The organism is Bacillus sp. AY18-3 (assembly GCF_008042305.1).
In the GTDB taxonomy this organism is placed as follows: domain Bacteria; phylum Bacillota; class Bacilli; order Bacillales; family Bacillaceae_G; genus Bacillus_A; species Bacillus_A wiedmannii.
On the sequence record NZ_QKQR01000040.1, the window covers coordinates 44,028 to 69,629 of the forward strand.

Here is a 25,602-nt window from a genome sequence, read left to right on the forward strand (position 1 = left end):
ATTATTATTATTCTATAACTTATTCGTTTACAACTTCTTTTTCTTTTTGTAATATAGGTAACGGCTTTTTCTTCTTCTTTGCCATTACCTCTTTATCAGAAATACGTAAAGAAAATAGTAATGCTACGAGTAAAAATATTGCTGATCCAATTAACGCAGCTTGATATGGTAAGAAATCTGACTGAGCATTATTTTGTACACTATTATTTCCAAAACCGGCTAGTATACTAGCTAAAACTGCAACTCCTATCGCTGAACCTAATCGATTTTGCACATTAAATATAGTCGTAGCTCTCCCCATAGAAGGTGGCGTGATATTATTAAATGCAGAAAATTGAACTGCTCCAACAGACTGACCTAAGAAAATACCGATACCAAACAATAATGCCCGAATTTGCCATGGGTTCGTATCGTGATTTACAAAACTTAATAAAACAAAGATAATCGCCGTACAAATTAATCCAATAGAAATTACCTTTCGAGCTCCTAGTTTCTTATATGACCATGGCACAATCTGTGACGATATCATTAACCCAATCGCCTCTGGGAATGTCGTAAGACCTGATTCCAATGCGGAAACCCCTATTACATTTTGATACATAAGTGGAAAAACAAATAACATTCCTAGTAAACCAGCGGATGAAAACAATGAAATAAGACTCATTTTTCTAAAGACTGGTTCTTTTAATAAGCGTAAATCTAACATCGGTTGCTTTACTCTAAGTTCTACAATGATAAACAATGTAATGAATACAATCCCAGTTATTCCAGTACTTATAATCTCTGAAGCCCAGCCTTTTGACGGCCCTTGATTAAGTGCATAGATAAGCATCGCGAATCCTGGTGCTGAAAGAACAAAACCGAGAGAATCAAAGCGACCAGCTGATTTTTCAATATGCTCTTTTAAAAATAGTAGACCGAATAGTAATGCTACGATTCCGAACGGTAAATTAATATAAAATGCCCAGCGCCAAGACATTTGATCTACAAAAAAACCGCCAATAATTGGTCCTACTGCCGGTGCTACAGCAATTGGCAACACAATAAACCGTGAAATTTTCGGCCTTTCCTCTGGTGAAAATGTTCGGAATAACATCGCCATCCCAACTGGTGTTAAAAGCCCCCCGCCAGCACCTTGCATGATGCGAAAAAGATTCAATGAAGTAATATCATTCGCTATTCCACATAATGCAGACGCAGTTGTAAATACGAAAAGAGCGGTTAGAAATACTCTTTTCGTACCGAAGCGATCTCCTAACCAACCAGAAATCGGAAGAAAAACAGCTAAGCTAACTAAATACCCAACATTAACCGTCCCCATTGCAGATGGAGGCACTTGTAGTTCTTTACTTATCGTTTGGAGTGCTACATTCACAATCGTTGCATCCATCGCAGCCATAAACATCGCTGTTATATATACGATGCTTACAACTACTTTTGGATTTATTTTTGCCTTCATTATCGTTTTCCTACTAATATTTTTTCGCCCACTTGATTACTTTTCGGATTCAAATCTTCCCAATTATTTTCAACATATTTTAAACAATCATTCCTACTAGCCTCTTCATGCACGACATTCCAACCAATAGGTACATCAAGAAAGACAGGCCAGAGAGAATACTGGCCCTCCTCATTTTTTAGTACTTTATATGTGTAATTATCATTTTCAAACGGATTCGTCATACTGTACTTACCCCTTTCTTATCCTGCAAATATTTCGCTAATACTTGTCCAATCTCTGTAAGTGGTCCTGGTTGACATAAATCTTTATGTCTACAATCAATATCGTGTTGCACAATTTGCCCCTTTAAATAATTTAGCCACGTATTTGGTGAGATAGGATCAAACCAGTCTGGTATAACAGTAGATCTAAAGAATAAAATATCTCCGTTATAAACTTTCGGTACATATTTCCCTAACAATCCTACCGAATTTACATATGTTTCTTTCAAATTTAAAATCGTCTCTTCTTCAAGACTTGCTAATGCACTTCCATCTTTACGAAGTATTTCTACTGCACTTTCCATCGTAAGTGGTTTACCATCCATGTTATCTGGATCGTATCCACCTAAAGCAAGTAATGCGATTAACGCTTCTTCTTCAGTAGGTGCTTCCGTATTCGGTAAGAAGTGACCTGGATAAGAATCCAGCATAACGAGTAATTCTACTTCTTCCCCTTCATTTTGCAGTTGCGCCGCCATTGCATGCACAACATTTCCTCCGAGCGACCAACCGAGTAAACGATATGGTCCGTGAGGCTGTACTTCACGAACGTGTTTTAAATAATCCGCCGCCATCTCCTCTAAACTTTTTGGAAGTTCTTCATTTTTAGCAATACCACGTGCTTGGACACCGTAGATTGGATAATCTGTTCCTAAAGATTTCATAAGTCCTGCATAGCACCAACTTAATCCACCTGCTGGGTGTACACAAAATAGTGGTAATTGGTCTCCGCTTGCTCGTAATGGAAGCAACACATCAAGTGCACTTTGTCCATTTCCCACTTCAAGTCTTTCAGCAAGACCCGCAACAGTAGGTGCTGCAAATAAAGTTCCGATATTTAGTTCGATCCCAAGTGCTTCTTTAATACGACTCATAAGCTGCACTGCAAGAAGTGAATGGCCACCTAGATCAAAGAATCCGTCATCAATTCCAATTTGCGGCACACTTAAAATTTCTGTAAACAAGTCACATAACATTTCTTCTTGCGGTGTTCTTGGTCCACGACTAGAAGATGATACGATAAATTCTGGAGCCGGCAATGCCTTTCTATCTAATTTACCGTTTGGAGTTAAAGGCAACTCATTTACTACTACAAAAGCGTATGGAACCATGTAATCTGGTAAACTACCTCCAGCATACTTACGCATTTCATTCGTATCAATCATTTCATTATTTGATGCGACGATATAAGAAACTAACCGTTTATCCCCTGGTTGATCTTCCCGTACAATAACGGCTACTTGCTCAACTTTAGGATGTTTCATTATTACCGCTTCTATTTCCCCTAATTCAATTCGGAATCCACGAATTTTTATTTGATGATCTGCACGTCCTATATAATCTAGCGTCCCATCTTGACGCCAACGTGCTAAGTCCCCAGTACGATACATTCTTGTACCTGGCTTACCAAATGGATCTGCAATAAAACGTTCTGCTGTTAAGCCTGCTCTTCCTAAATATCCACGAGCAAGCCCTGCACCTGCAACATACATTTCTCCAACTACTCCAGGTGGCACCGGTTGTAAATAGTTGTCTAACACATACACTTTAAGATCAGGTATACTACACCCAATTAAACTGTTTGCTCGTAAAGAGACGATTGTTTCATCTAATTCAATATAACTAACATGTACTGTCGTCTCCGTAATACCGTACATATTAATAAGTTTTGGTGCGTTATGAGAATGTCGACAATACCAATCTTCTAATCGACTTAGCTCAAGTGCTTCTCCTCCAAAAACAACATATCGTAAAGATAATTTTTGGCCAATTTCTTCATTTTCACGATCTGCTTGCATCAATTGATAGAACGCTGATGGAGTTTGGTTTAAAACAGTTACCTTTTCTTTAACAAGAAGTTGTAAAAATTCTTTCGGCGAGCGACTTACAGTATGTGGTACTACGACTAAACGCCCACCATATAATAAAGGTCCCCAAATTTCCCAAACCGAGAAATCAAAAGCATATGAATGAAACATTGTCCATACATCGTTCTCGTCAAATTGGAACCAATGATCAGTTGCTCCTAAAAGTCTTACTACATTTTGATGAGGTATCATAACGCCTTTCGGTCTACCAGTTGAGCCTGATGTATAAATAACATACGCAATGTGCGAAGGAGATAACTGCTTCATGCGCTCCATTTCATCAATATTGTCTTCACTATATTTCTCAATTTCCCCTATTACTTTCACATCATCAACTAAAATTTTCAGTTCCTCATCACATTCAATTTCCACATCTGAATTTGTTAAAACACATGATGGTTTCGCATCGTGGAGCATAAATAAAATACGATCTGACGGATAATCCGGATCTAACGGAAGGTATCCCGCACCAGCTTTCAGAACAGCTAGTAAGCTTACAACCATATTTAAAGATCTCGGCATCGCTAAAGCAACGAGTTGATCAGGGCCTACTCCATTTGCTATTAGCAATCGAGCTATTTTATTCGCTTTTTTATTCAACTCTTCATAAGTTAACTTTTCATCTTCAAAGACGACAGCAATAGAATTTGGATTTATATGAGCCTGCTTTTCAAATAATTGTGGCAATGTCATTTCTGGTACAATTTGAAAACCACCATTCCACTTTTCTAACACTGTATTTTTCTCTGCTAAAGTTAATATTTCTAATGTGCCAATTGATTGGTCCGGATGTTTCGCTGCATCATCTAATAACAAAATAAATCGTTCAACTAATTTTTGAACTGTTTCACGTGTATATAAATCCGTACTAAATTCTAGTAACCCATTTAAGCCGTCTGGCGTACCATCAACTCCGTTACCCTCGCTAATTTCAAATGTTAGATCAAATTTCGCAGAACCAACACTTTGGATTTCAAGGTTCGCTTCTATATCCGGAGCATCAAACGTTGCTTCTGGCGTATTTTGGAAAGCTAACATAACTTGAAACAGCGGATGACTATTTCGAGTACGTACTGGATTTAACACTTCAACGAGACGTTCAAATGGAACATCTTGATTTTCATAAGCTGCAAGATTTGATTGCTTCACTCTATTCAATAATTCTTTAAAGCTTGGATCTCCTGATGTATTTGTACGTAACACTAATGTATTTACAAATAAACCGACTATGTCAGAGAGTGCATCTTCATTTCTTCCAGCAATCGGACTACCAATTGGTATATCAGTACCTGCACCTAATCTTGTAAATAGCGCACTAAGTCCTGCTTGCAACACCATAAACAAACTAACTCCGTTTTTCCGTGCAAGCTCTACTAACCTACTATGCATACCCGCATCTATTTGAAAATGAATTGTTTCTCCGTGATAACTCATTTCAATTGGACGCTGGTAATCTGTAGGTAACTCTATTTTATCTGGTAAACCTTCTAACTCTTTCTTCCAAAAATCTAATTGTGTTGAAATAAGACTTTCTGGTGTAGTTTCATTACCGAGCAGTTGTTGTTGCCAAAGTGCATAATCTGCGTATTGAACTGGAAGTGTCTCTAGCTGAACTCTGTTACTTTGACATCGTGCTTTATATGACGCTGTAAAATCTCTCGTTAACGGTTGTAATGACCAGCCATCCCCTACAATATGGTGCAATAGAATTAGTAATACATGTTCGTTTTCATTCACTGTAAATAGTTGCAGACGAACTGCTGGTTCAACATCAAGGTTAAAACTATATCTTACCGCCTCTACAAGCACATTTTCTAACTCATCTTTACATGTTTTTGTTATTATCATTTCTAGATTTAAATTTTCCATATCTAAAATTTTCTGATAGGAACTACCTAATACGTTAGGGAAAATCGTTCTAAGCGTTTCATGTTTCTCAACTACATCATAAAAGGCACCTTGCAATGCTTCCTCGTTCAACTTTCCAGAAATACGAACGACTAATGGAATATTATAAGTAGGACTTGGACCTTCTAAACAATTTAAGAACCATAACCTGCGCTGTGCAAATGAAAGTGGAACTTCATTTGGTCTACTTACTTTCTTAATAGCTGGTCTTGCAGTTTTTGCTTGATCCAATTGTTTCGCCAGTTCAGCAACAGTTGGCGATTCGAATAGTTTTCCTATTCCTAATTCAACACTTAACGTTTCACGAATTCTTGCCATTAGACGAGATGCAAGAAGCGAATGGCCACCCATTTCAAAGAAATTATCATCAATGCTAATGCGAGAAACACCAAGTACTTCTGCAAATAAATCACATAATATTTCTTCTTTCGGATTTCTAGCAACTCTCTCCTTGTTCATTTCATTAAAATCAGGAGCAGGTAATTTCTTTCTATCAACCTTACCATTTGGCGTTAATGGTAATTCTTCTAGCACAACAAATGCCGATGGCACCATATAATTCGCTAAACTTTCTGAAACATAAGAACGAATTTCTGAAAGGTTAATCCCTTCATTCCCTTCGGCAACGATATACGCAATGATTCGTTTATCATTTGGGCGATCTTCCCGTACCATTACTACCGCTTGTTGAATATATTCATGTCGTTGTAATACCATTTCAATTTCAGCTAATTCAATTCGGAAACCACGAATTTTAATTTGATGATCTGCGCGGCTCATGTACTCTAACACACCATCATTACGCCATTTCACAAGATCACCTGTGCGGTACATGCGCTTCCCTGGTTTTCCATAAGGATCTGCAACAAACCGTTCAGCCGTTAACTCTGGTTTTCCTAAATATCCGTTCGCAAGCCCTTCCCCTGCAATATATAATTCACCAATTAATCCAGGTGGTACTGGTTGTAAACCTGCATCTAATACATACACGTCTGTACTCCAAATTGGCTTTCCAATAGGAGGTATACCAATTTCATTTTCATCAATGTTCATGACAGTAGACCAAATAGTCGTTTCAGTTGGTCCATATAAGTTTGTAATAGAGCAACCTAATTCTTTTAATATATTTGCTAAATGGGCTGGAAGAGCTTCACCACCAACGAGCACATTTAGCCCTTGTAGCCTTTCTGGATATTCAGTTACTAACGCCTGCCATAACGTCGGTGTAGCTTGCATAACTGTCACTCTTTCTTCTTGTAACAGTGCCGTTAACGCAGAAGGCTCTTGAATTACCTCTTTTTGTGCAATTGTTAAACTTGCACCACTAATAAGAGGTAAATAAATCTCTAGAGCAGAAATATCAAACGCAAATGTTGTAACTGCTACTAAATGATCGTTCTTATTTAGTGAAAACATATCGTCCATAGCCAATAGAAAGTTACTTAAAGCTTTCATAGGAACAATTACACCTTTTGGATTTCCGGTTGAGCCTGAAGTGTAAATTGTATACGCAGGCTTTAAAAATGAATCATCATTTCTAAATGGTAGATTCCTATGAGAATATGCTTTTAATGCTAGTTCTGTTTCTTCTCGATCTAATTCGATTTTTTTTATATCATTTTCTATAACTAAAGTAGATGAAACAGATGAATGTGTGATGATATAAATTGGTTTTGCATCATTTACTATATAATTTATTCGCTCAGCTGGATATTCTGGATCTATCGGTAAATACGCTGCACCAGCCTTTAAAACTGCTAGCATACTAACTACCATTTCTATTGACCTTGGAAATACTAAAGCTACAGACTGATTTGGCCCTATTCCTTCTTCTACTAAATAGTGCGCTAGTTCATTCGCCCGTTCATTTAGCTCTTTATACGTAAGGTCTACTCCGTTACACGTAACCGCTATTTTATTTGGATTTTTTTGTACTTGTTTTTCAAATAATAAAGGTAGAGTGATTAAATCCTCAGCTTCCTTAGTTTCATTCCATTCGAATAAAACTTTATGATTTTCTTCTGGAAGAGTAATGTTTATATTTCCAATCGACACGTCTTTTTGATAATCATTTATCACTAATTCTAATACATTCATAAATCTCTCTTTATGCAATGCTAGTTCCGTATCACTATATACTAACGGATTCGCATCAAAATGAATCATTAGCTCATTTTGATCAAAACGTTTATATACATTTATCGATAAATCATCGACTGGTCCTGCTGATAAATTATGTGTAATACCACGATTCCCAGCAAAATTAAGCCCATAATCAAAAGGCATCACATTCACTAACGGCCCGAATAACCTTTGATTTTCACCTAGTAACTTTAAGTCTCTTCTTAATTCCTCATGACGATATTTATGATGACGACGTACTTCTCGAATCTCTTTAGAAACTTGCTGTATGCATTCCGCAAGAGTTATATTTGGAGTTACTGTAATACGAAGTGGTACTAAATTCATTACCATGCTCGGTGTATAAATAGATGCAGAACCGAGACGCCCCATCATTGGTAAACCTAAAACAATATCATTTGCACCTGTTAATTTATGCATGTAAATACTTGTTACAGCTACAATAAATTCCGGCCAATTTGTTAAAGAAACATTGATATCTTCTAGTAAAGTTTTCGTGCTAGAACTGGATAAATAAGCTGTTTCTCGTAAAAATCCATTTGATGTTCTCGGCGCTCGTTCTGCTAAACTTATGACATCCGGTTCATCTGCAAACTTTTCTAACCAAAAAGTACGATCTTCCTGAAATTGTTTAGACTCACGATACTCCATATCTTCTTGTACAATTTTTGCAAGAGAACCAAATGGCTTTTCATTCTTTCTTGTTTCTTCTATAAGTGATGTATACTCTTTCGCTACCTTTTGGCTTAGAAGTGAAAATCCATAGCCATCCATCACAATGTGATGGATGCGCTGATACCAAATGAAACGATTATTTTCAACTTGAATAAGTGCTTCAGTAAATAAAGTATCTCTTTTCAAATCGACTGGCATAGATAAATCATTTTTCATCCATACTTTAGCAGCTTCTTCAGGATTTTCTTCTTTACGAACGTCAATAAAATGCATATGAAACTGTAATTCTTCAATAACTTGCCATGGACCAATTTCATCCTCTTCGAAGCGAACATGTAGTGCTTCTGCTTCTGTTACAACTTTACGTACTGCTAATTCGAAAATTTCTTGATTAATATTTCCGTTTATTTCAACATATTCCCCAGTATTATAAATCGGATTAAGCGGATCTAATTGCTGTGCAAACCACATACCAGTCTGCGCAGATGATAACGAATGACGAACCTTTTGACTATTAGGCATTCTTTACTACCCCTTTATTATGTAGTCTATTTGTTACAGCACCTGTGCTGTCTGTGAAGATAGTAAACTGTACCAATAGGAAACAGTTGGACGTTCTGCTAAATCTGCAAAAGTTATTTCTTTCCCTTCGCGACGCCACATCTCTACTAAACTCATAATTCTGACCGAATCAAGTCCTCTATTTAGTAAGTCCTCATCAATATCAATACTCTCTACTGGCTCACGAAGTAGTTGTGCAACTAGTTCATGCACTTCCTGTAAAGTGATTCCTTCACTCTCATCACTTTTTACACTTTGTAAATCTTTTAACAGTAAGTTTGTTGATGTCGTTACTGCACATCTATTAGATGCATACTCCAATGCTTGTTTATGATGGTCTATTGAAAAATCAGCAACTGCATCTGCTACAAAAAATGGTTCTATACTATCCATAAATGCTTCGCAAGCTGTTAAAAGGCAGCCGATATGCGCATAAATACCGCAAATAATAAGTTGATCTCTTCCCTGTTCATTTAAAATTTCTAATAGATTTGTCTTTTTAAATGCACTATATCTCCATTTTGTTAAGAATATATCATCTTCATTAGGAGTAAGTTCATCGACAATTTTCTTTTTATCTGGTCCAGCAGGAATACCGTCACCCCAGAAGTCTTGTAATAATCCACGTTGTTCTAACGTTTGTCCACCTGGTTGTGCAGTATAAACAACTGGTATACCAAGTTCCTTACATTTTTCTCTTATCACCTTAATATTTGAAATGAGTTCTACTTTTGGTGATTCTTTATCGCTATATGCATCAAGAAAATATTCTTGCATGTCATGGATTAAAAGAACCGCACGTTTCGGATCTGGCGTCCAGTTCACTTTATTTTTTGGTAGTTCTGATTCAACTGGCATTTTGTATACTGAAATAGATGGGATAGCCATCTAATCACTTCCTTCCAATTTTTATTTTTTTATCGCTTTACCGTAATAAGTTTTTCCGTAATGACTTTACGTAACTCTTTTTTGCTTACCTTTCCAACACCTGTTTGCGGGAATGAATCAATAAATTCAATTCGATCTGGAATCTTATAAGCCGCTATACCCCGTTCTCTTAAAAACATTTTTAATTCACTTACTGTCGGAGCTTGTCCACGAGCTATTACAAACGCACAAGTACGTTCTCCTAAATAATCATCAGGCATTGATACGATGGCTACATCATGTACTGCATCATGTGCTAATAAATGATTTTCAACTTCTTCCGCAGCAACTTTCTCGCCACCACGGTTAATTTGATCTTTATCTCTTCCTTCTACAATGATGTAACCTTGTTCATTTACTTTTACAAGATCACCTGTGCGATAAAATCCATCCTTTGTAAATGATCGTGCATTATGCTCTTCTGCTTTATAATAGCCACGAATTGTATAGGGCCCTCTTGTTAATAAACTACCTACTTCACCAGGTTTTACATCGTTATCATTTTCATCAACAACCCGTACTTCATCGAATGTAGACATCGGTCTACCTTGTGTATGAATAATGATTTCTTCCGGATCATTTAATCTCGTGTAATTTACTAACCCTTCTGCCATACCAAACACTTGCTGTAACGTACATCCAAATGTAGGGCGAATACGCTTTGCAACTTCGGCACTAAATTTCGCACCACCTACTTGAATCACTTCTAGGCTCGATAAATCGTTATTACGGGAAGATGCAGCATCAAGCCAAATCATTGCTAATGGTGGAACGAGCGCTGTAATCGTTACTTTTTCTTTTTCTATAAGAGCAAATGCCTCATCTGGACTCCCTCCAGTTGCTAACACTACTTTTCCACCCGCATAGAAAGTTCCAAATGTCCCTGGAGAACTCATCGGGTAATTGTGTGCTACTGGAAGAACTGCCATATAGACACTTTCTGCATTTAAATTACAAATTTCAGCGCTAACACGTAAACTATAAATATAGTCATCGTGTGTTCTAGGAATTAATTTAGAAAGTCCTGTTGTCCCTCCTGATAATTGGAGAAACGCAACATCACTTGGCTGAACTTCTGGTAATGGAACGGGATCTATATACAGATCACTTATGTTCACAAACTCTTCTTCTTCTCCCACTACAATTACATGTTGTAAAGTTGGTACTTTCTCTTTCACTTCTCTTGCTAGTTTTCGATAATCAAAGCCGAGAGCCTTATCTGAAATAACGTAAGCACTCGCCTCACCAAACTCACAAAAATAACTAATTTCACTGCTTCGATGTGAAGGTAGTGCAAAAACAGGAAGTGCTCCAATTCGAAATAGCGCAAAGCATATTTCGAAAAACTCGATAATGTTGGGTAACTGGATTACAACCCGGTCCTCTTTCTTTATTCCTAAATTCAGTAAACCTGAAGCTAAGCAATCTACTTTTTTATCAAGCTCACTATACGTCATATGCATATTACCACTTACAACTACAATTTCATCTCCATACTTTTCAGCACGTTCTCTTAACAACGAACCAAATGTTTCTCCAAGCCAACATCCTTCTTCTCGATAACGATTTGCAAATTCTTCTGGCCATTCCGTGAAACCTGATAACATTATTTCTTCCCCCTATTTTTCATTCAGCGAATTATCTCTTAATCCTAAAGCCTTCAGCATTGTTTGGAACTTAGCTGATGTTTCTGCTAACTCATCTTCTGGTTTTGACTCAGCAACAACTCCTGCTCCTGCATATAAACGAAGTGTATTTTCTTGCACTTCAGCACAGCGAATTGTAACAATCCATTCACCATCTCCATTTAAATCGCTCCATCCTAGCATTCCTGTAAAGAATTCACGGTCAAATGGCTCAATTTTTTGAATCGCCTCTCTCGCTTCTTCCATCGGTGTTCCGCAAACTGCTGGCGTAGGATGAAGAGCAATTGCTAATTCCAAAGAAGTAGTATTCGGATCCTTTAGTTCACCTTTCACTTCAGTAGACAAATGCCACATCGCTTCACTATGAATAACGGATGGTTTTTCCGGAACATGTAATGTATGACAGTATGGACGAAGCGCAGCAGCAACCGCTTCCACTACTACCGCATGTTCATGTAAATCTTTCGGAGAAGAAAGTAATTCCTCTGCTCTTCTCTTATCTTCTACTGGATCATCACTACGTGGTCTTGAACCAGCTAACGGATTAGAAATAACTTGCATACCATTACGTGAAACGAGTAATTCAGGACTTGCTCCAATTAATGTTTTATTACACTCGTTTTCATCTTGCGGTAAATTCACAGCAAATGTATAACCACGCTTATTATGCTCTGCTAATTCTCGAAGAAGTTTTTGCTTATCAATCTTTTCGGAAGATTCAACATCTAATGATCTGGATAGAACGATTTTCTTTAAATCGCCGTCCTGTATTTTTTTAATCCCTTGCTTTATACCATTCATATAAACTTCAGGATCTGGTACAGGCGTCATTTCAAATGCCAGTTTCTCATTTCGTTTTATCTCATTTGTTGTCTCTAACTGTAAACGCTCAGTAATTCTACTATGTTCTGGTACGATAAGTTGAACTTCTTTTCTACGATCAAAAGGCAAAGCACCAACAACGATAGGGTTCGGATTTCCAGCTTGTTTTGCATTACGTAATACCGCTTGTACAAGTTCTGTAAAACTTTCAATTTCATGATGTTTTACTGTAGTAAACTCTCCTTCTGCCAATATCGTTCGAGTTGGTGAAGCAAAAAAGAACGAAGATTCAGTTTTATAATCTTCTAATAATTTTTCCGACAGTTCCTTTACGGCTATAAGTTCATTCATAGTATTAAAACCTCCTGAATTTTTTATTAAACTCCTAATGTAGCTCCGCCATCGACACATAAATTGTGCATTGTAATATGACTCGCTTTATCAGAGGCTAAAAACAATACTGCTTCAGCAATTTCTGAAGGTTGTGCAATTTTTTGTAACGGAATACCGAGTCTATATGTATTTTGAGAACCAGCAATTATATTTTCAGCTCCATTCTCATCAGCCCATAATAATCTTTGCATTTCAGTTTCAGTAGAACCTGGAGAAACTAAGTTACAGCGAATATTGTATGCTGCAAGTTCTAACCCTAAACATTTCATAAACATCGTCGTTGCAGCTTTTGATGCAACATACGCAGCCATCTCCATTCTCGGAGTATTTGCCGCATTTGAGCCAACTGTAACAATTGCCCCTGACTTTCTTTGCATCATATATTTACTTACTGCTCGGCACATATAGAAAACTCCTGTAGAATTTACAGAGAATGTTTTATTCCAATCTTCATCACTTAAAGAGTGAATCGCTCCCATACGTAAAACCCCTGCAACATTTACTAATATATCTATCGGTGCTATATCATTTTCAATCCGTTCTACTACTTCTTCAACAGCGGCACTATCACTCACATCTAAACGAAACGTTTTCACACGTGTTTCATTTAATTCATTTTGATTTAAGAGTACGTTTAACCCCTCTTCAGTTTGATCAGCCCCAATAACTGTAGCTCCTCTTTCTAAAAACATGTTTGCTACAACACTACCTATACCTTGCGCTGCACCAGTTACTAAAACCGTTTTCCCATCAAATTCCCCTATGTTCATTTCCTCTATCCTTTCATATAAAAATTAATCCAGTTTAACATCATTAATGATAACGATTTTCATTATCAATGATGATGTTAAAAATAATACACTTACTAAACTAATTGGTCAAGTGTACTTTTCATCAAAATATTATTCATTGATAATGTTTTTCATTTAACATTCTTACATCGAAATGATAATCTTTCTCAATAAACTTGTCAACCTATTTTTATTTTTCAGATAAAATATCTTAGTGATTCTCAATACAATTACATCTAAAAGCATTAATAAGTACTTACATTACACATTTAATTCATACTCCTCTTTTTAAACTTGTAGAAGACTAACTGTAGATACCTTCATTTACAAAGCCTTATCAAAAACTCAAGTATATATTTTCTCAACATTTTTCTGAAAATACCGAGAAAATATATCTTGCAATTATTGATGTATGTCTTGTTTATATTTTAAGATTTAATACGTATTTCGGATATAATGTATCATTTTTCAATATTCCAATATAATCCAATTGGGTATTTCACTCGCTTTTTTGTCTCGAAAATCCCAAAGATTATATAACCTCCTTGCAATCATTCATAAAAAAAGCACCCTATTTAATAGGATGCTTTTTCGTATTTATAGTGTGATAGAAGATTTATATACTTATGCTACGCTGCGATACTCTTCTTCTTGTTCTTTTTTCTGCTTAGGTGCTTGAATTAAAATTGCGATAACAAATGATACGACACATAATACACCGATCACCATGAAGGTTGGTTTGAATCCACCTAGAAGTGCACCGATAAAGGAACCTGCAAGTGCTCCAAATCCAAATCCTTGATACACAATTCCGTAGTTCTTACTATGGTTTTTCATACCGTAGAAATCACCAACGATAGCTGGGAAAATAGTGATATTTCCACCAAAGCAAAACGCTACGCTTGCTACACATACGAAGTAGATACCATAATTTAAATCTACGAAACTTAAAACCAAGACTGAAGCTGCCATAACAACAAATGTACCAGTAACGATTTTTAAACGGCCGATTTTATCTGATAACGGTCCTAAAATAATACGACCTAATGTATTGAAGATTGCAACCATAGCCACCGCATTAGCTGCTGTCGCTGCGCTAAGCCCTACAAGTTGAACACCAATGTCTTTTACCATACCAATTAAGTATAAGCCACTCATACATGATGTAAATAACATAATAAATAATAAGTATACTTGTTTTGTGCCTAACATTTCTTTCGTTGTATATTCCTGAGTTTTTGTTTCATGAACTGCTCCTTGATCTGCAGCTTGATGGATTAAACAAGCGCCAATTACAATCATAGCTGTAACAATTAAACCCCAGTATATAAACGCTTGTGATACACCAACTGATTCAATTAACTGTGCGTTAACATATTTAAAGATTAAGCTACCTGAACCATATGCAGAGACAGAAATACCAGCAATTAAACCTTTACGCTTTGGAAACCACTTTATTAAATTGGATAGTGAAGTGATATATGCTGTACCATCTGCATAACCTACAACAACCCCTGCTAGTACATAAAGCAATATTAATGAGGAAGCTTGTGAACTAAGTATTAATCCTAGTCCTAATGCTAGTCCAGCTATCATAATAAGTTTACGAAGTCCCCATTTTTCTTGCAATTTACTCGCAAATAAAGTCGAAAACGCTAAGGAAAGACTAGTAATTGAGAAAGTTATAGCAACTGCGTTAAGACTCCAACCGTATTTACTAACTAAAGGCTGATTAAATAAACTCCATGTATAAATCGTTCCAAGTCCCATTTGTACTATGACTGTACCAAGGACAACAAGCCATGGATTAACATTTGATTTTTTCATACCTTTCCGCCTCCTCTTTCTATTTCAATGCTATTCGCTAAATTTTCTTTTTTTATGTTCATATTGGCCACCTCATTTGATTTAACACCTTCATTGTATAAGATCTTTCTGTTTATGTAAGCACTTACAAGATAGAGCGTCAAAAATATGGAATCAGTTACAGAAAACGAAGGACGAAATACAAAAAACGAATTATTAAATACGTAAATAGTTATTATTATGTTTTGCATCCATACGACTTACAGCTGTTTTATCATCTTCTTTTATAAAAATTATGTCTCAAGTTATATGATGGCTAGATTACAAAAATTCGATTTTCCTATACAACAAAAAAACTATTTTTACACTATAGTGCACTTTATTTTTTATAAAATAAAAAATATTTTATTGATAAATAAAACTAAATATTCACTAATATATCTATACGTGGTTTAATATATATAATAAAAAATATTTCTGTCTTTAATGAGGAGGTACTATGAAAGCAAACGTAGGGGATACTATACTTTTTCAACGAAATAATTTAAAGATTACAGGATCTGTATTAAAACTTTATACTGAATCGGTCTTAGTTGAAATTACAAATGTAAGCGGTGGTACTTTTGAATTTGATCGAACGATTGTAAATCATAAAAACTATAAAATTTTAAATACGAATACATAAAACAACAAAAAATAGCCCCTGCTCACCAGCAGGGGCTATTTTATATGAAAATAATTCATTAGTTTATATATCCTAAAACACTTACAATCTTACTCGCTTTTAAATTATTAATATGATAATAAATTTCTAAACCTCTTCTCTCAGCTCGTAACACTTTACCTTTCATTTTTGATAAATGTTGCGAAACAGTCGATTGTGGAATATTTAGTAATTCTGTTAATTGTGTTACATTACAAGTTTTTCTCGTACTTAATTCATTTACAATTTGTAATCGGATTGGGTGCGCCATAATTTTCAAAATATCTACATCTTCTTCTGAAACTAAACTTTTTCTCATTTCACTCGTATATGTTGTCATAAGACATTCCCCTTTTATATGAATTCCTCTTATTTAGATCTATTTCCAAAATATTTAAAACTCCGATGTGAAACCTTTATATAAAAATAATAGAATTTTAAATTTTTAAAAACAGAACGAAATACAATTCACTTTATTTATTTGGTACATATACATAATACAATGTTAATATGTGCTCTATGTGAAGTTAGCATATATTTATAATGAAGATTTTTCAAACAATTCACATCTAACTATATACTCCCTCCTAACACTATCCAGTGATTTTAACATATTTTAGGCGTTTGTATATACTATCTACAAAATAAATGTTGTTTAGGGGGATTTCAAATGCCAACAATGTTACAAGAAGAAGTTGAAGAAGCTCGTGAAACATATGTCAGTCGTATCATATTAGTCAGTGGATCAGCTTTATTTTTAGTAGGTGGTGTTATATCGGCAATTTCGGCTTTTAAAGCTTATAATCGTTTGGAAAATACACCGCCTTCTCCAGATAACTCGTAGGTGAATTGTTTTATATTGAATAACAAACAAATGCCACCTCTATTAAGAGATGGCATTTGTTTTATCATAAGTTCTATACTAGAAACCCGCAAAGAATGCTTTAAGTATGAATTACACTTGAACTTACTTCACCACAAACCTCGTCTGACTACACCCATCCTTCTGTTTCGTTACTTCTAATACAGCCGGCATTGCGTTTTTCAGCTCTTGAACGTGTGAAATGACACCGATAAATCGGCCTGATTCTTGTAAGTCAATTAAGGCGTCTACTGCTTTTGTTAATGACTCCTCATCTAATGAACCAAAACCTTCGTCGATAAACATCGTTTCGATGGAAATACCGCCTTCATACGCTTGAATGACGTCTGCCATTCCGAGCGCTAAACAAAGTGATGCATTAAATTTCTCGCCACCAGATAATGTTTTTACATCGCGTGTTTGGCCAGTATATGCGTCGTATACATCTAAGCCTAATCCACTTTGACGATTTCTCTTTTCAACTCGTTCACTTCGTTTTAAATAAAATTGTCCATTTGATAATTTACGTAAGCGTTCGTTTGCAATTTGAACAATTTGTTCTAAATACTCAATTAAGATGTAACGTTCAAATGATATACGGCTTTCGTTATCGCCTTTCATTACTTCATATAAGTCAACAAGTTCCTGGAAAGCTTTTTCTTCCTCATGAATTTGTTCATCAATACGCCTAATATTTTCATGTAAATCAGAAATATATGTTACCGCATTTTGCGCACGTTGACGTTTTTCTTTAATGATATCAAGATTGATTTCTAAATCTTTTATATGTTCACCTAAAGCTGTAATATCCATATACTCTTTATCTTTTAATTCAGCACGTAACTCTTCAATTTGTTTTGCAAGTACTTCAAGAGATGAATAATAGCTTTGAATTTCTTTTTGTAACATATCCATCTCAGCATCACTTAATTTAGCTTCTTTATACGTAATTTGATCGGTAAATCCGCTCTGCTCAAGCTCTTTCATAAAGCGCGTAAACGTCTCTTCTTTCTTCAATTTTGTACTTTCAAATTGATTAGAAGCACTTTCCTGTTCTGCTTGAATACGTATATTTTCATTTTGCCAATGTTGATACGCTTCCTGCACTTTCTTCCATTCGTCCTCCATTAATTTGAGTTCATGCATAGCTTGGTCAAACTGGACTTTCCAAGCTTGGACTGTTTGTAAGTTTTCAGGAATATTTTTCTTATCATGTTCATATGACGTACGAAGCTGCATACACTCCATTTCTGTACGGTGCTGTACTGTTTCTACCTCACGCTTTTGTTTCTGAAGTGCATCTACTTTTTCTTCTACACTCTTTATATTCACAGCAGTTTGCTTACGCGTTTCTTCACTTGCTTTTAGCGTATTTACTTCAGTTGCTAATTGTTTTCCTTTTTGAACAAGTGCACTGTATGTTTCAACTAATTCCTCTGAGCGATAGCCTCGCTTCTTAACCTCCTCTATTACCTGTTCATATTGTAGGTGATAGAAATTCCATTTCTCCTCTAATTGAACATGTAATTTTTCAGCAACATTTTTCTTTTCTCTTAAATCATTTAACTCTTTTTCATCGATCGCATTACTTTGCTCTGTAGCTTTTTTCGGATGGTTCGTACTACCACATACTGGACAAGATTCGCCATCATGTAGATGAAGAGCTAATATACCAGCTTGTTCACTTAACCAGCGACGTTCCATATTTTCATATGCGTTAACTGCCAATCGCATCTTATTATATGCCGCTTCTTTTTCTTTCTCGAATTTTTGCTTTTCTTGCCAAACATCATATGCTTGCTTTAAAACTTTGGCATCTTCTCGCATATTCGTTAGTTCTTCTACTTTAGCTACATATTGCTCAAGTGCTCGTTCTAATTGCTGTAATTCATCAGACATTAGCTGTTTTTGATTTGTATGCTCATCTAATTGTCGATCTAAGTTTTGCATACTTTCTTTTAATTTCCCTATTTGAATTTCTGCACTTTGTAAATTCAACTGTTTCTCAGCTAATGATGCAATAATCGGTTGTAATTCTTCTAATCTTTGAACAAGTTTTTTTGCATTTTCTCTCTCAGGTTCTTTATTCTTTACCGCTTCATATTTCTCCTGAGCAAGTTCAAAGCTTTTCGTTACATTTTCTTTTTTAGCGATTATTTGTTTTAATAAACTTTCAGCCTTCTGCTCATTTTGCATTGCTTCTTCGTACCATTGTTCAAATGGTAATAAGCGCTTCGCCTCTTCCGCACGTTTAAAAGATTTTTCTTTCATTTCAATAACGGTACGATTTTCTTGTAAAGTGTTATATTTCTCATTCTTTTGTTGTAAATCTATAAATTTCTCATTTATGGATTTCGCTGCATGAAAACGTGTTTCAGCATCCTTTAATTGCTTCGTTTGAACATCTTGTTCTACTTGTAATTGCTCCACCTCTGCCTTATACACATCTGTTTCTTGTTCTAATGCTTCTACTACTTGATGCGTGTTTACATGTTCTTGTTCCACCAATGTCTCTAATAATGCTCCATCGCGGATTGGTAATTTGAAAACATTACGGAAGTATAGCTCTCGCTCTTTCTGTTTTTCTTGTAAAACGTCTTTCCATTGTTTTCGTTTTTGATCAAGTAACTCACGCATTAACTTATAACGATCCGTTTTAAAAATACGACGTAAAATTTCTTCTTTGTTTTCTGTCTCAGATGTTAATAGTTTTCGGAATTCCCCTTGTGGTAACATAACAATTTGGCTAAATTGATGTTTACTTAAACCAATTAAATCTTCCACTTTTTTATTTACATCCGTTACATGGAAACGATCAACAGCTGGAACATTCTCTTCATCAATCACTTCATATAGTTCTACTGCATGTCCCGTAATTGTCTTGTTCCCTTGTTTTTTATGTCCAAGTTGTCGTTTTATTTCATAACGTTTCCCTTTTAACTGAAAGGTTAGTTCTACACTTGTATACATATTATCATCAGCAAATTGACTGCGAAGCATGCTCGTATCACTACGTTCTTCTCCGCTTGCCTCACCATATAACACATAACAAATCGCATCAAAAATCGTTGTCTTTCCAGCTCCTGTATTCCCAGAAATGGCGAAAATACGATGATCTCCAAGATCATTAAAATCGATTACTTCTTTCTGTTTATATGGCCCAAATGCTGTCATAATTAGTTGAATCGGTCTCATCCTCGTTCACCTTCCCGTTCTTGCACTGTTTGTAGTACTTCTACAAATAGACGTTCTTTCTCTTCTGATAAATCTAAGCCTTTCATTTCTTTATAAAAAGCCTTTAATAACGATAAATCATCCGTTTTATGTCTTGAAACAGTTACTTCATTTGACTCTGTGAACTCTCGTCTTTGAATAGATCTTTCAACATGCATTGCATTTGGATATACAGATCTTATTTTTTCCATTGGCTGCAAGACAGGATTTTCATCTAATAATTTTACAAACACATAATCTTCACTTACTGGATGTTGTAATAATTCATCTATTTTCGCTTCTACTGTTCGCATTTTACGACGTGGTGCAAGTAACCTTTTTTCAATTGTTGCTTCACCTTGCTCGTCCAGTTCCACAATATAATATCCTTTTTTATGTTTTTCTTCAGAAATAGAATATGCAAGTGGAGAACCTGAATATCGAATTGTCTCATTACGTACAAAATGCGCTTGATGTAAATGTCCAAGCGCTGTGTAATGAAACTTATCAAAATAATGACTATTTACGTATTCAGCACCACCAATTGAAAGTGGTCGTTCTGCATCACTTGTATTCTCTTCCGCTTCTCCCGCAGAAGTTACAAATGCATGACCAACAAATACGTGTCTTGCTTCTTTATCCATTGTTTCAGAAAGCTCATTCATAAAAATACGCATCGCATCATCATGAGAACGTACATCTTCGTTTTTCAAAACATGTCTAACTATGCTTGGATCCGCATATGGAACGAGATGGAAGTGAACCTCGCCATATTCATCATTTAATATAATTGGCTCATATGGAAATTGAAATTGTCCCACAATAAATAATCCTTGTTTCTTCATTAAACTACTTCCAAAATGAATACGATCTGGACTATCATGGTTTCCTGCAACCGCAATAACTGGTGTTTGTAAATCAATGACTATTTTTTGTAAAACATCATTTAATAAGTCTACTGCTTCCGTAGGTGGAATTGCTCGGTCATATAAATCCCCTGCAATAATTACGGCATCTGGTTTTTCTTCTTCAACAGCTTGTACAAACTGATCTAATACAATCTTTTGATCTTCAGTCATATACACGCCATGAACGAGCTTTCCTAAATGCCAATCCGCTGTATGAAATAACTTCATAGTTTCCTGCTCCTTTTAATTTACTGATTTTAGTGATACGAGTTGATAGTTTATTGTAGTTTTTCCGTTTTCCCACTCTAACTTTTGTATCATTGCACTACCAATTCTTTCTTCATTTGATTTATATAAAGGCAATATTTCTTGAACTGTAAATAAGTGATAACCATCCAATTTTAATTGAAATATGTTTTCTTCTATATGTAATCTTACTTCTTTTTCATTTGAAATAATTTTTGTGTGCATCTCAAATTTCATGACAGATACAACCCCTTTTTCTAATCTCTACACTATTAATAGTATATTGGCTATGCAAGATTGACAAGTAAATACACGGCAAAGTACACACTTTTCTACCGCTATATGTTTTTTATTTTTATATATAATACGGTATGTGAAATTTTATTTATTGTAAAAATAAAAATGTCTAATGTGACATCTTTATTTTTGTATAAAGTCTTTCATTACATAATATAAAACTGTAATGAAAACGATCGCTACAAAAAATGAAAATACTGCGATAATGTACCCATCCTTATTTAATAAAATGCAAAAAGAAATAGATATGATAAAAATCGGAAATACAAGTCGTACTTTATCCTTCACTTCCTCTGTCGTATCTGTATGATGAAAATACTGCGTTATCCCTATCATTAAAGAAGACAAAATAATCACCGACAATAGTAAAGGTCCTGGCATTCCGATTTCTCCTTTCTCTATTTCTAATGAAAAGCAATTTTTCTTTCATCATAATCACTTCAAATACTCTTTTTGAAGTAATTATGCACAATTTACACATATATAATAGCGTGTTTATCATGATAATTTCAAATAATTACAATTACAGTAATGTTGTAATATTCATTTTCAACCTTCAAAATCCTGCAAATATAACTCGTCAAAATATGCAGTGTCGAAATTAACACGCACCGTCAAGTTTAGACAAAATTTATAAAGGACATTTCAGTACGTATCAAGAATTAAGAATAAGAAGATATGTAAGGGAGGATGAATTATGACTGAACACGTTTTATTTTCTGTTAGCGAAAACGGCGTTGCATCAATTACTTTAAACCGCCCAAAAGCACTTAATTCTTTATCTTATGACATGTTGCAACCAATTGGGCAAAAACTGAAAGAGTGGGAAAATGATGAGCGAATTGCGCTTATCGTATTAAAAGGAGCTGGCACAAAAGGTTTTTGTGCAGGTGGCGACATTAAAACTCTTTATGAAGCACGTTCGAATGAAGCTGCATTACAGCATGCGGAACGTTTCTTTGAAGAAGAGTATGAAATTGATACATATATTTATCAATATAAAAAACCGATCATCGCTTGTTTAGATGGAATTGTAATGGGTGGTGGTGTCGGTCTTACAAATGGTGCGAAATATCGAATTGTAACGGAGCGTACGAAATGGGCAATGCCAGAGATGAATATCGGATTCTTTCCAGATGTCGGTGCTGCTTATTTCTTAAATAAAGCTCCAGGTTTTGCAGGCCGATATGTTGCTTTAACAGCATCTATTTTAAAAGCTGCTGACGTATTATTTATAAACGCTGCTGATTACTTTATGACATCTGATTCCTTACCAAATTTCCTTACTGAACTTGAAAATGTAAATTGGCATAAAGAAGATGATGTACATACTAATTTAAAAGAAGTTATTCGTACATTTGCAACTGCTCCAAAATTAGAAAGCGAGCTTGCTCCTTCATTAGAAGAAATGAATACTCATTTTGCTTTCGATACAATTGAAGAGATCGTCCATTCATTGGAGAAAGACCAAAGTTCCTTTGCTTTAAAAACGAAAGAAACACTATTATCCAAATCCCCTATTTCGTTAAAAGTAACATTAAAACAGTTTATTGATGGACAAAATAAGTCCGTTGAAGAATGTTTCGCTACTGACCTTGTACTTGCTAAAAATTTCATGAGACATGAAGATTTCTTCGAAGGAGTACGATCTGTTGTCGTTGATAAAGATCAAAATCCGGATTATATATATAAGCAGTTAAGTGATGTTTCAGAAGAAGATGTAAATCGATTCTTCAACTTACTTAACGCATAAGTGGTGGGGCGCCCGTTCATTCGGGATAAACATGAGGCTATATAGTAGTGGAATTTCACTACTATATAGCCTCTTTCTCATTTAATAATTTTTAATAAAATTTAATTTTATTAAATCAAAAATGTGTGCTACACTATTTTTAATCAAATATTCTAAAAATAAAAAGGAGGAGCAACTATGATTGAAAATTATTTTCTTTTCATCATTATGTCTATTTGTCTTATTATTTTACCCGGTCCTGATACTGCAATGGCGACGAAAAATACATTGGTTGCCGGTAAGGTCGGTGGAGTGAAAACAGTGTTCGGTACATGTGTTGCACTTTTAATTCATACTTTAGCAGCAGTAATCGGACTTTCCGCAATTATTGTAAAGTCAGCTCTTTTATTTTCTATTTTCAAGTACGTTGGAGCTCTGTATTTAATTTATATTGGCATTAAAGCCCTTTTAGCGGTAAGAAACAAAGAAGGCTTTGATACGAACGATATATCTTTAAATAATGAAGATGAACACACTTCTTGCTTTCGCCAAGGGTTTCTTACGAATTTATTAAACCCTAAGGTTGCAGTCTTCTTTTTAACCTTTTTACCTCAATTTTTAAATCCAAATCATAATACGTTTATTCAACTTCTCGTAATGGGTCTTACTTACCTCGTATTAACAGTTATTTGGTTCGCTTTTTATATATTTTTAATTGATAAAATTAGTGCTTTTATGAAAAAACCGAGGACGCAACGTTATATTCAAGGCTTAACAGGAATCGTCTTAATTGGTTTTGGTATTAAACTAGCTTTTGAAAAAAATAATTAACAAGACGAAAAACACCACATCTTCAGAGTGGTGTTTTTCATTTAACAACTGTTTTGGCTGTTTACTCTCTATTAAAACCAGCGCTCTGTTACAACTTTTTTACGTGTATAGAATTGAACACCATCTGTACCATTTGTACCTAAATCACCAAAGAATGAAGCTTTATTTCCTGCAAATGCGAAAAATGCCATTGGTGCTGGAACATTTACGTTTACACCGATCATACCAGCATCGATATTATCACGGAACGTTTGTGCATGTTTACCATTTGACGTATAAATAACCGCGCCATTTGCAAATTTAGATTGATTTGTTAATTTAATACCTTCTTCTAAATCTTTAACTCGTACAATGCTTAATACTGGAGCAAAAATTTCATCTTGCCAAATTTTCATTTCTTGATTTACACCATCAAAGATTGTCGCACCTACAAAGTAACCTTCTCCAACTTCTTCCTTAATTTTGCGACCATCAACTAATAAAGTTGCTCCATCTGCTACACCGCTATTAATATAGCCTAATACGCGCTCTTTATGAGATTCACGAATTAATGGTCCAACATAATTATCTTCGTGGAAACCGTCACCTACTTTTAACTTCTTCGTCTCTGCTACTAGTACGTCGATGAATTCATCAGCAATTTCATCAACTACTGCTACTACTGAACATGCCATGCAGCGCTCTCCACTACTTGCGAATGCAGATCCAATTACACCTTGCACTGTTTTCTCAAGATTGCAATCAGGCATTACAATCGCATGGTTTTTTGCACCAGCTAACGCTTGTACACGTTTCCCGTGTTTCGTACCTGTTTCATACACGTAACGAGCTACCGGCTCAGATCCAACGAATGAAATAGCTTGAATATCTTTACTTTCTAAAATGCTATTTACAACATCTTTTCCGCCTTGTACTAAATTCAATACCCCTTTTGGAAAACCAGCTTCATAGAATAACTCTACAAGTCGCTCTGCTAAAAGTGGCGTTCTTTCCGATGTTTTTAATACGAACGTATTACCGCAAGCAATTGCAAGTGGGAACATCCATAATGGAATCATCATTGGGAAGTTAAACGGTGTAATACCAGCAACAACTCCAATTGGGTAGCGCCAAATCGATCCATCAATGCCGCTAGCAATATTCGGAAGAGCTTGTCCCATCATTAAATTTGGTGCTGATGTTGCAAGTTCTACCGCTTCAATCCCTCGCTGCACTTCACCAGTTGCATCCGTTAATGTTTTACCATTTTCTAGCGTAATGATTTTAGCAAGCTCTTCTTTGTTTTCTTGTAAAAGCTGTAAATATTTATATAATTGTCTTGAACGATTCGGAACTGGTACTTTAGACCATGTTTCGTATGCTGCTTTTGCCGCTTCAACAGCTTTTTCAACATCTTCTTTCGGAGATAGCGGAACGTAAGCGATAATTTTTCCAGTCGCCGGATTCGGAACTGCTTCTACTTCTGTACCAGTAGATTCTACCCACTCACCATTAATATGATTTTTTACTCGTTTAATTTCAGTTGTAATCATTATATTCTCTCCTTTTT

Annotated in this window: 18 protein-coding genes; 4 read left to right on the forward strand and 14 right to left on the reverse strand. The window is 35.4% G+C overall.

What is annotated here, in order from left to right; all coding sequences use genetic code 11:
- Window positions 1-19 precede the first annotated feature (19 nt).
- The 8 genes from DM800_RS27535 to DM800_RS27570 all read right to left on the reverse strand — a co-directional run bounded on the left by DM800_RS27535 (window position 20) and on the right by DM800_RS27570 (window position 15,282).
- Window positions 20-1,459, reverse strand: coding sequence for an MDR family MFS transporter (locus tag DM800_RS27535; protein WP_147788063.1), 1,440 nt, complete (start codon window positions 1,457-1,459; stop codon window positions 20-22).
- Window positions 1,459-1,683 (reverse strand): MbtH family protein, encoded by a 225-nt coding sequence (locus DM800_RS27540; protein ID WP_147788064.1) that lies wholly within the window; start codon window positions 1,681-1,683, stop codon window positions 1,459-1,461. The genes DM800_RS27535 and DM800_RS27540 overlap by 1 nt, the downstream gene beginning before the upstream one ends.
- Window positions 1,680-8,837, reverse strand: coding sequence for an amino acid adenylation domain-containing protein (locus DM800_RS27545; RefSeq protein ID WP_147788065.1), 7,158 nt, complete (start codon window positions 8,835-8,837; stop codon window positions 1,680-1,682). The genes DM800_RS27540 and DM800_RS27545 overlap by 4 nt, the downstream gene beginning before the upstream one ends.
- A 33-nt stretch (window positions 8,838-8,870) precedes the next feature.
- On the reverse strand, window positions 8,871-9,764 hold the full coding sequence (locus DM800_RS27550; RefSeq protein ID WP_147788066.1) for an isochorismatase family protein: 894 nt from the start codon (window positions 9,762-9,764) through the stop codon (window positions 8,871-8,873).
- Window positions 9,765-9,793: 29 nt separating this feature from the next.
- The gene (locus tag DM800_RS27555) at window positions 9,794-11,410 is read right to left on the reverse strand and encodes a (2,3-dihydroxybenzoyl)adenylate synthase (protein WP_147788067.1); all 1,617 of its coding nucleotides are present in this window, start codon (window positions 11,408-11,410) and stop codon (window positions 9,794-9,796) included.
- A 12-nt stretch (window positions 11,411-11,422) separates the two neighbouring features.
- Window positions 11,423-12,622, reverse strand: coding sequence for an isochorismate synthase DhbC (gene dhbC / locus DM800_RS27560; protein ID WP_147788068.1), 1,200 nt, complete (start codon window positions 12,620-12,622; stop codon window positions 11,423-11,425).
- Between the two features lie 26 nt (window positions 12,623-12,648).
- Window positions 12,649-13,434 (reverse strand): 2,3-dihydro-2,3-dihydroxybenzoate dehydrogenase, encoded by a 786-nt coding sequence (dhbA, locus tag DM800_RS27565; RefSeq protein WP_001020440.1) that lies wholly within the window; start codon window positions 13,432-13,434, stop codon window positions 12,649-12,651.
- 645 nt (window positions 13,435-14,079) lie between these two features.
- Entirely contained in the window at window positions 14,080-15,282 is a 1,203-nt protein-coding gene (locus DM800_RS27570; protein WP_060488686.1) for an L-lactate MFS transporter, read from the reverse strand.
- A 478-nt stretch (window positions 15,283-15,760) separates the two neighbouring features.
- Here DM800_RS27570 and DM800_RS27580 point away from each other — a divergent pair, with 478 nt between their 5' ends.
- Window positions 15,761-15,946, forward strand: a complete 186-nt coding sequence (locus tag DM800_RS27580) for a YkvS family protein (RefSeq protein WP_000646791.1) — start codon at window positions 15,761-15,763, stop codon at window positions 15,944-15,946.
- A 58-nt stretch (window positions 15,947-16,004) separates the two neighbouring features.
- Here the strand turns inward: DM800_RS27580 and DM800_RS27585 are convergent, their stop codons facing one another.
- Window positions 16,005-16,304, reverse strand: a complete 300-nt coding sequence (locus tag DM800_RS27585; protein ID WP_000214798.1) for an ArsR/SmtB family transcription factor — start codon at window positions 16,302-16,304, stop codon at window positions 16,005-16,007.
- 330 nt (window positions 16,305-16,634) lie between these two features.
- Between DM800_RS27585 and DM800_RS29420 the strand changes: the two genes are divergently transcribed.
- The gene (locus DM800_RS29420; protein ID WP_001142749.1) at window positions 16,635-16,808 is read left to right on the forward strand and encodes a hypothetical protein; all 174 of its coding nucleotides are present in this window, start codon (window positions 16,635-16,637) and stop codon (window positions 16,806-16,808) included.
- 123 nt (window positions 16,809-16,931) lie between these two features.
- Here the strand turns inward: DM800_RS29420 and DM800_RS27590 are convergent, their stop codons facing one another.
- From DM800_RS27590 to DM800_RS27605, 4 genes are all read right to left on the reverse strand, one after another.
- Window positions 16,932-20,021, reverse strand: a complete 3,090-nt coding sequence (locus tag DM800_RS27590; RefSeq protein ID WP_147788070.1) for an AAA family ATPase — start codon at window positions 20,019-20,021, stop codon at window positions 16,932-16,934.
- On the reverse strand, window positions 20,018-21,175 hold the full coding sequence (locus tag DM800_RS27595; protein WP_060488683.1) for an exonuclease SbcCD subunit D: 1,158 nt from the start codon (window positions 21,173-21,175) through the stop codon (window positions 20,018-20,020). The genes DM800_RS27590 and DM800_RS27595 overlap by 4 nt, the downstream gene beginning before the upstream one ends.
- A gap of 15 nt (window positions 21,176-21,190) precedes the next feature.
- Complete coding sequence (locus DM800_RS27600) at window positions 21,191-21,430, reverse strand: DUF2584 family protein (protein ID WP_000667347.1); 240 nt, start codon at window positions 21,428-21,430, stop codon at window positions 21,191-21,193.
- A 183-nt stretch (window positions 21,431-21,613) separates the two neighbouring features.
- Window positions 21,614-21,871, reverse strand: coding sequence for a hypothetical protein (locus DM800_RS27605; RefSeq protein WP_046955733.1), 258 nt, complete (start codon window positions 21,869-21,871; stop codon window positions 21,614-21,616).
- Window positions 21,872-22,187: 316 nt separating this feature from the next.
- Here DM800_RS27605 and DM800_RS27610 point away from each other — a divergent pair, with 316 nt between their 5' ends.
- Together DM800_RS27610 and DM800_RS27615 are read left to right on the forward strand one after the other, a co-directional pair.
- Window positions 22,188-23,243 carry an enoyl-CoA hydratase/isomerase family protein gene (locus tag DM800_RS27610; RefSeq protein ID WP_147788071.1) on the forward strand — a complete coding sequence of 352 codons (1,056 nt, stop codon included), beginning with the start codon at window positions 22,188-22,190 and terminating at the stop codon, window positions 23,241-23,243.
- Window positions 23,244-23,420: 177 nt separating this feature from the next.
- A complete protein-coding gene (locus DM800_RS27615; RefSeq protein ID WP_000572331.1) occupies window positions 23,421-24,053 on the forward strand; it encodes a LysE family translocator in 633 nt (210 codons plus the stop codon).
- Between the two features lie 71 nt (window positions 24,054-24,124).
- Here DM800_RS27615 and DM800_RS27620 read toward each other — a convergent pair whose 3' ends face one another.
- Complete coding sequence (locus tag DM800_RS27620) at window positions 24,125-25,585, reverse strand: CoA-acylating methylmalonate-semialdehyde dehydrogenase (protein WP_060488680.1); 1,461 nt, start codon at window positions 25,583-25,585, stop codon at window positions 24,125-24,127.
- Between the last annotated feature and the right edge of the window lie 17 nt (window positions 25,586-25,602).

What these genes read in the sequence shown, in the direction of transcription:
- DM800_RS27550 (WP_147788066.1), bottom strand. Translation starts at nt 9,764, where the DNA reads ATGGCTATCCCATCTATTTCAGTATACAAAATGCCAGTTGAATCAGAA.
- DM800_RS27585 (WP_000214798.1), bottom strand. Translation starts at nt 16,304, where the DNA reads ATGACAACATATACGAGTGAAATGAGAAAAAGTTTAGTTTCAGAAGAA.
- DM800_RS27610 (WP_147788071.1), top strand. Translation starts at nt 22,188, where the DNA reads ATGACTGAACACGTTTTATTTTCTGTTAGCGAAAACGGCGTTGCATCA.
- DM800_RS27580 (WP_000646791.1), top strand. Translation starts at nt 15,761, where the DNA reads ATGAAAGCAAACGTAGGGGATACTATACTTTTTCAACGAAATAATTTA.
- DM800_RS27600 (WP_000667347.1), bottom strand. Translation starts at nt 21,430, where the DNA reads ATGAAATTTGAGATGCACACAAAAATTATTTCAAATGAAAAAGAAGTA.
- DM800_RS27590 (WP_147788070.1), bottom strand. Translation starts at nt 20,021, where the DNA reads ATGAGACCGATTCAACTAATTATGACAGCATTTGGGCCATATAAACAG.
- DM800_RS27605 (WP_046955733.1), bottom strand. Translation starts at nt 21,871, where the DNA reads ATGCCAGGACCTTTACTATTGTCGGTGATTATTTTGTCTTCTTTAATG.
- DM800_RS27620 (WP_060488680.1), bottom strand. Translation starts at nt 25,585, where the DNA reads ATGATTACAACTGAAATTAAACGAGTAAAAAATCATATTAATGGTGAG.
- DM800_RS27555 (WP_147788067.1), bottom strand. Translation starts at nt 11,410, where the DNA reads ATGTTATCAGGTTTCACGGAATGGCCAGAAGAATTTGCAAATCGTTAT.
- dhbC (WP_147788068.1), bottom strand. Translation starts at nt 12,622, where the DNA reads ATGAATGAACTTATAGCCGTAAAGGAACTGTCGGAAAAATTATTAGAA.
- DM800_RS27535 (WP_147788063.1), bottom strand. Translation starts at nt 1,459, where the DNA reads ATGAAGGCAAAAATAAATCCAAAAGTAGTTGTAAGCATCGTATATATA.
- DM800_RS29420 (WP_001142749.1), top strand. Translation starts at nt 16,635, where the DNA reads ATGCCAACAATGTTACAAGAAGAAGTTGAAGAAGCTCGTGAAACATAT.
- DM800_RS27595 (WP_060488683.1), bottom strand. Translation starts at nt 21,175, where the DNA reads ATGAAGTTATTTCATACAGCGGATTGGCATTTAGGAAAGCTCGTTCAT.
- DM800_RS27540 (WP_147788064.1), bottom strand. Translation starts at nt 1,683, where the DNA reads ATGACGAATCCGTTTGAAAATGATAATTACACATATAAAGTACTAAAA.
- DM800_RS27545 (WP_147788065.1), bottom strand. Translation starts at nt 8,837, where the DNA reads ATGCCTAATAGTCAAAAGGTTCGTCATTCGTTATCATCTGCGCAGACT.
- DM800_RS27615 (WP_000572331.1), top strand. Translation starts at nt 23,421, where the DNA reads ATGATTGAAAATTATTTTCTTTTCATCATTATGTCTATTTGTCTTATT.
- dhbA (WP_001020440.1), bottom strand. Translation starts at nt 13,434, where the DNA reads ATGAACATAGGGGAATTTGATGGGAAAACGGTTTTAGTAACTGGTGCA.
- DM800_RS27570 (WP_060488686.1), bottom strand. Translation starts at nt 15,282, where the DNA reads ATGAAAAAATCAAATGTTAATCCATGGCTTGTTGTCCTTGGTACAGTC.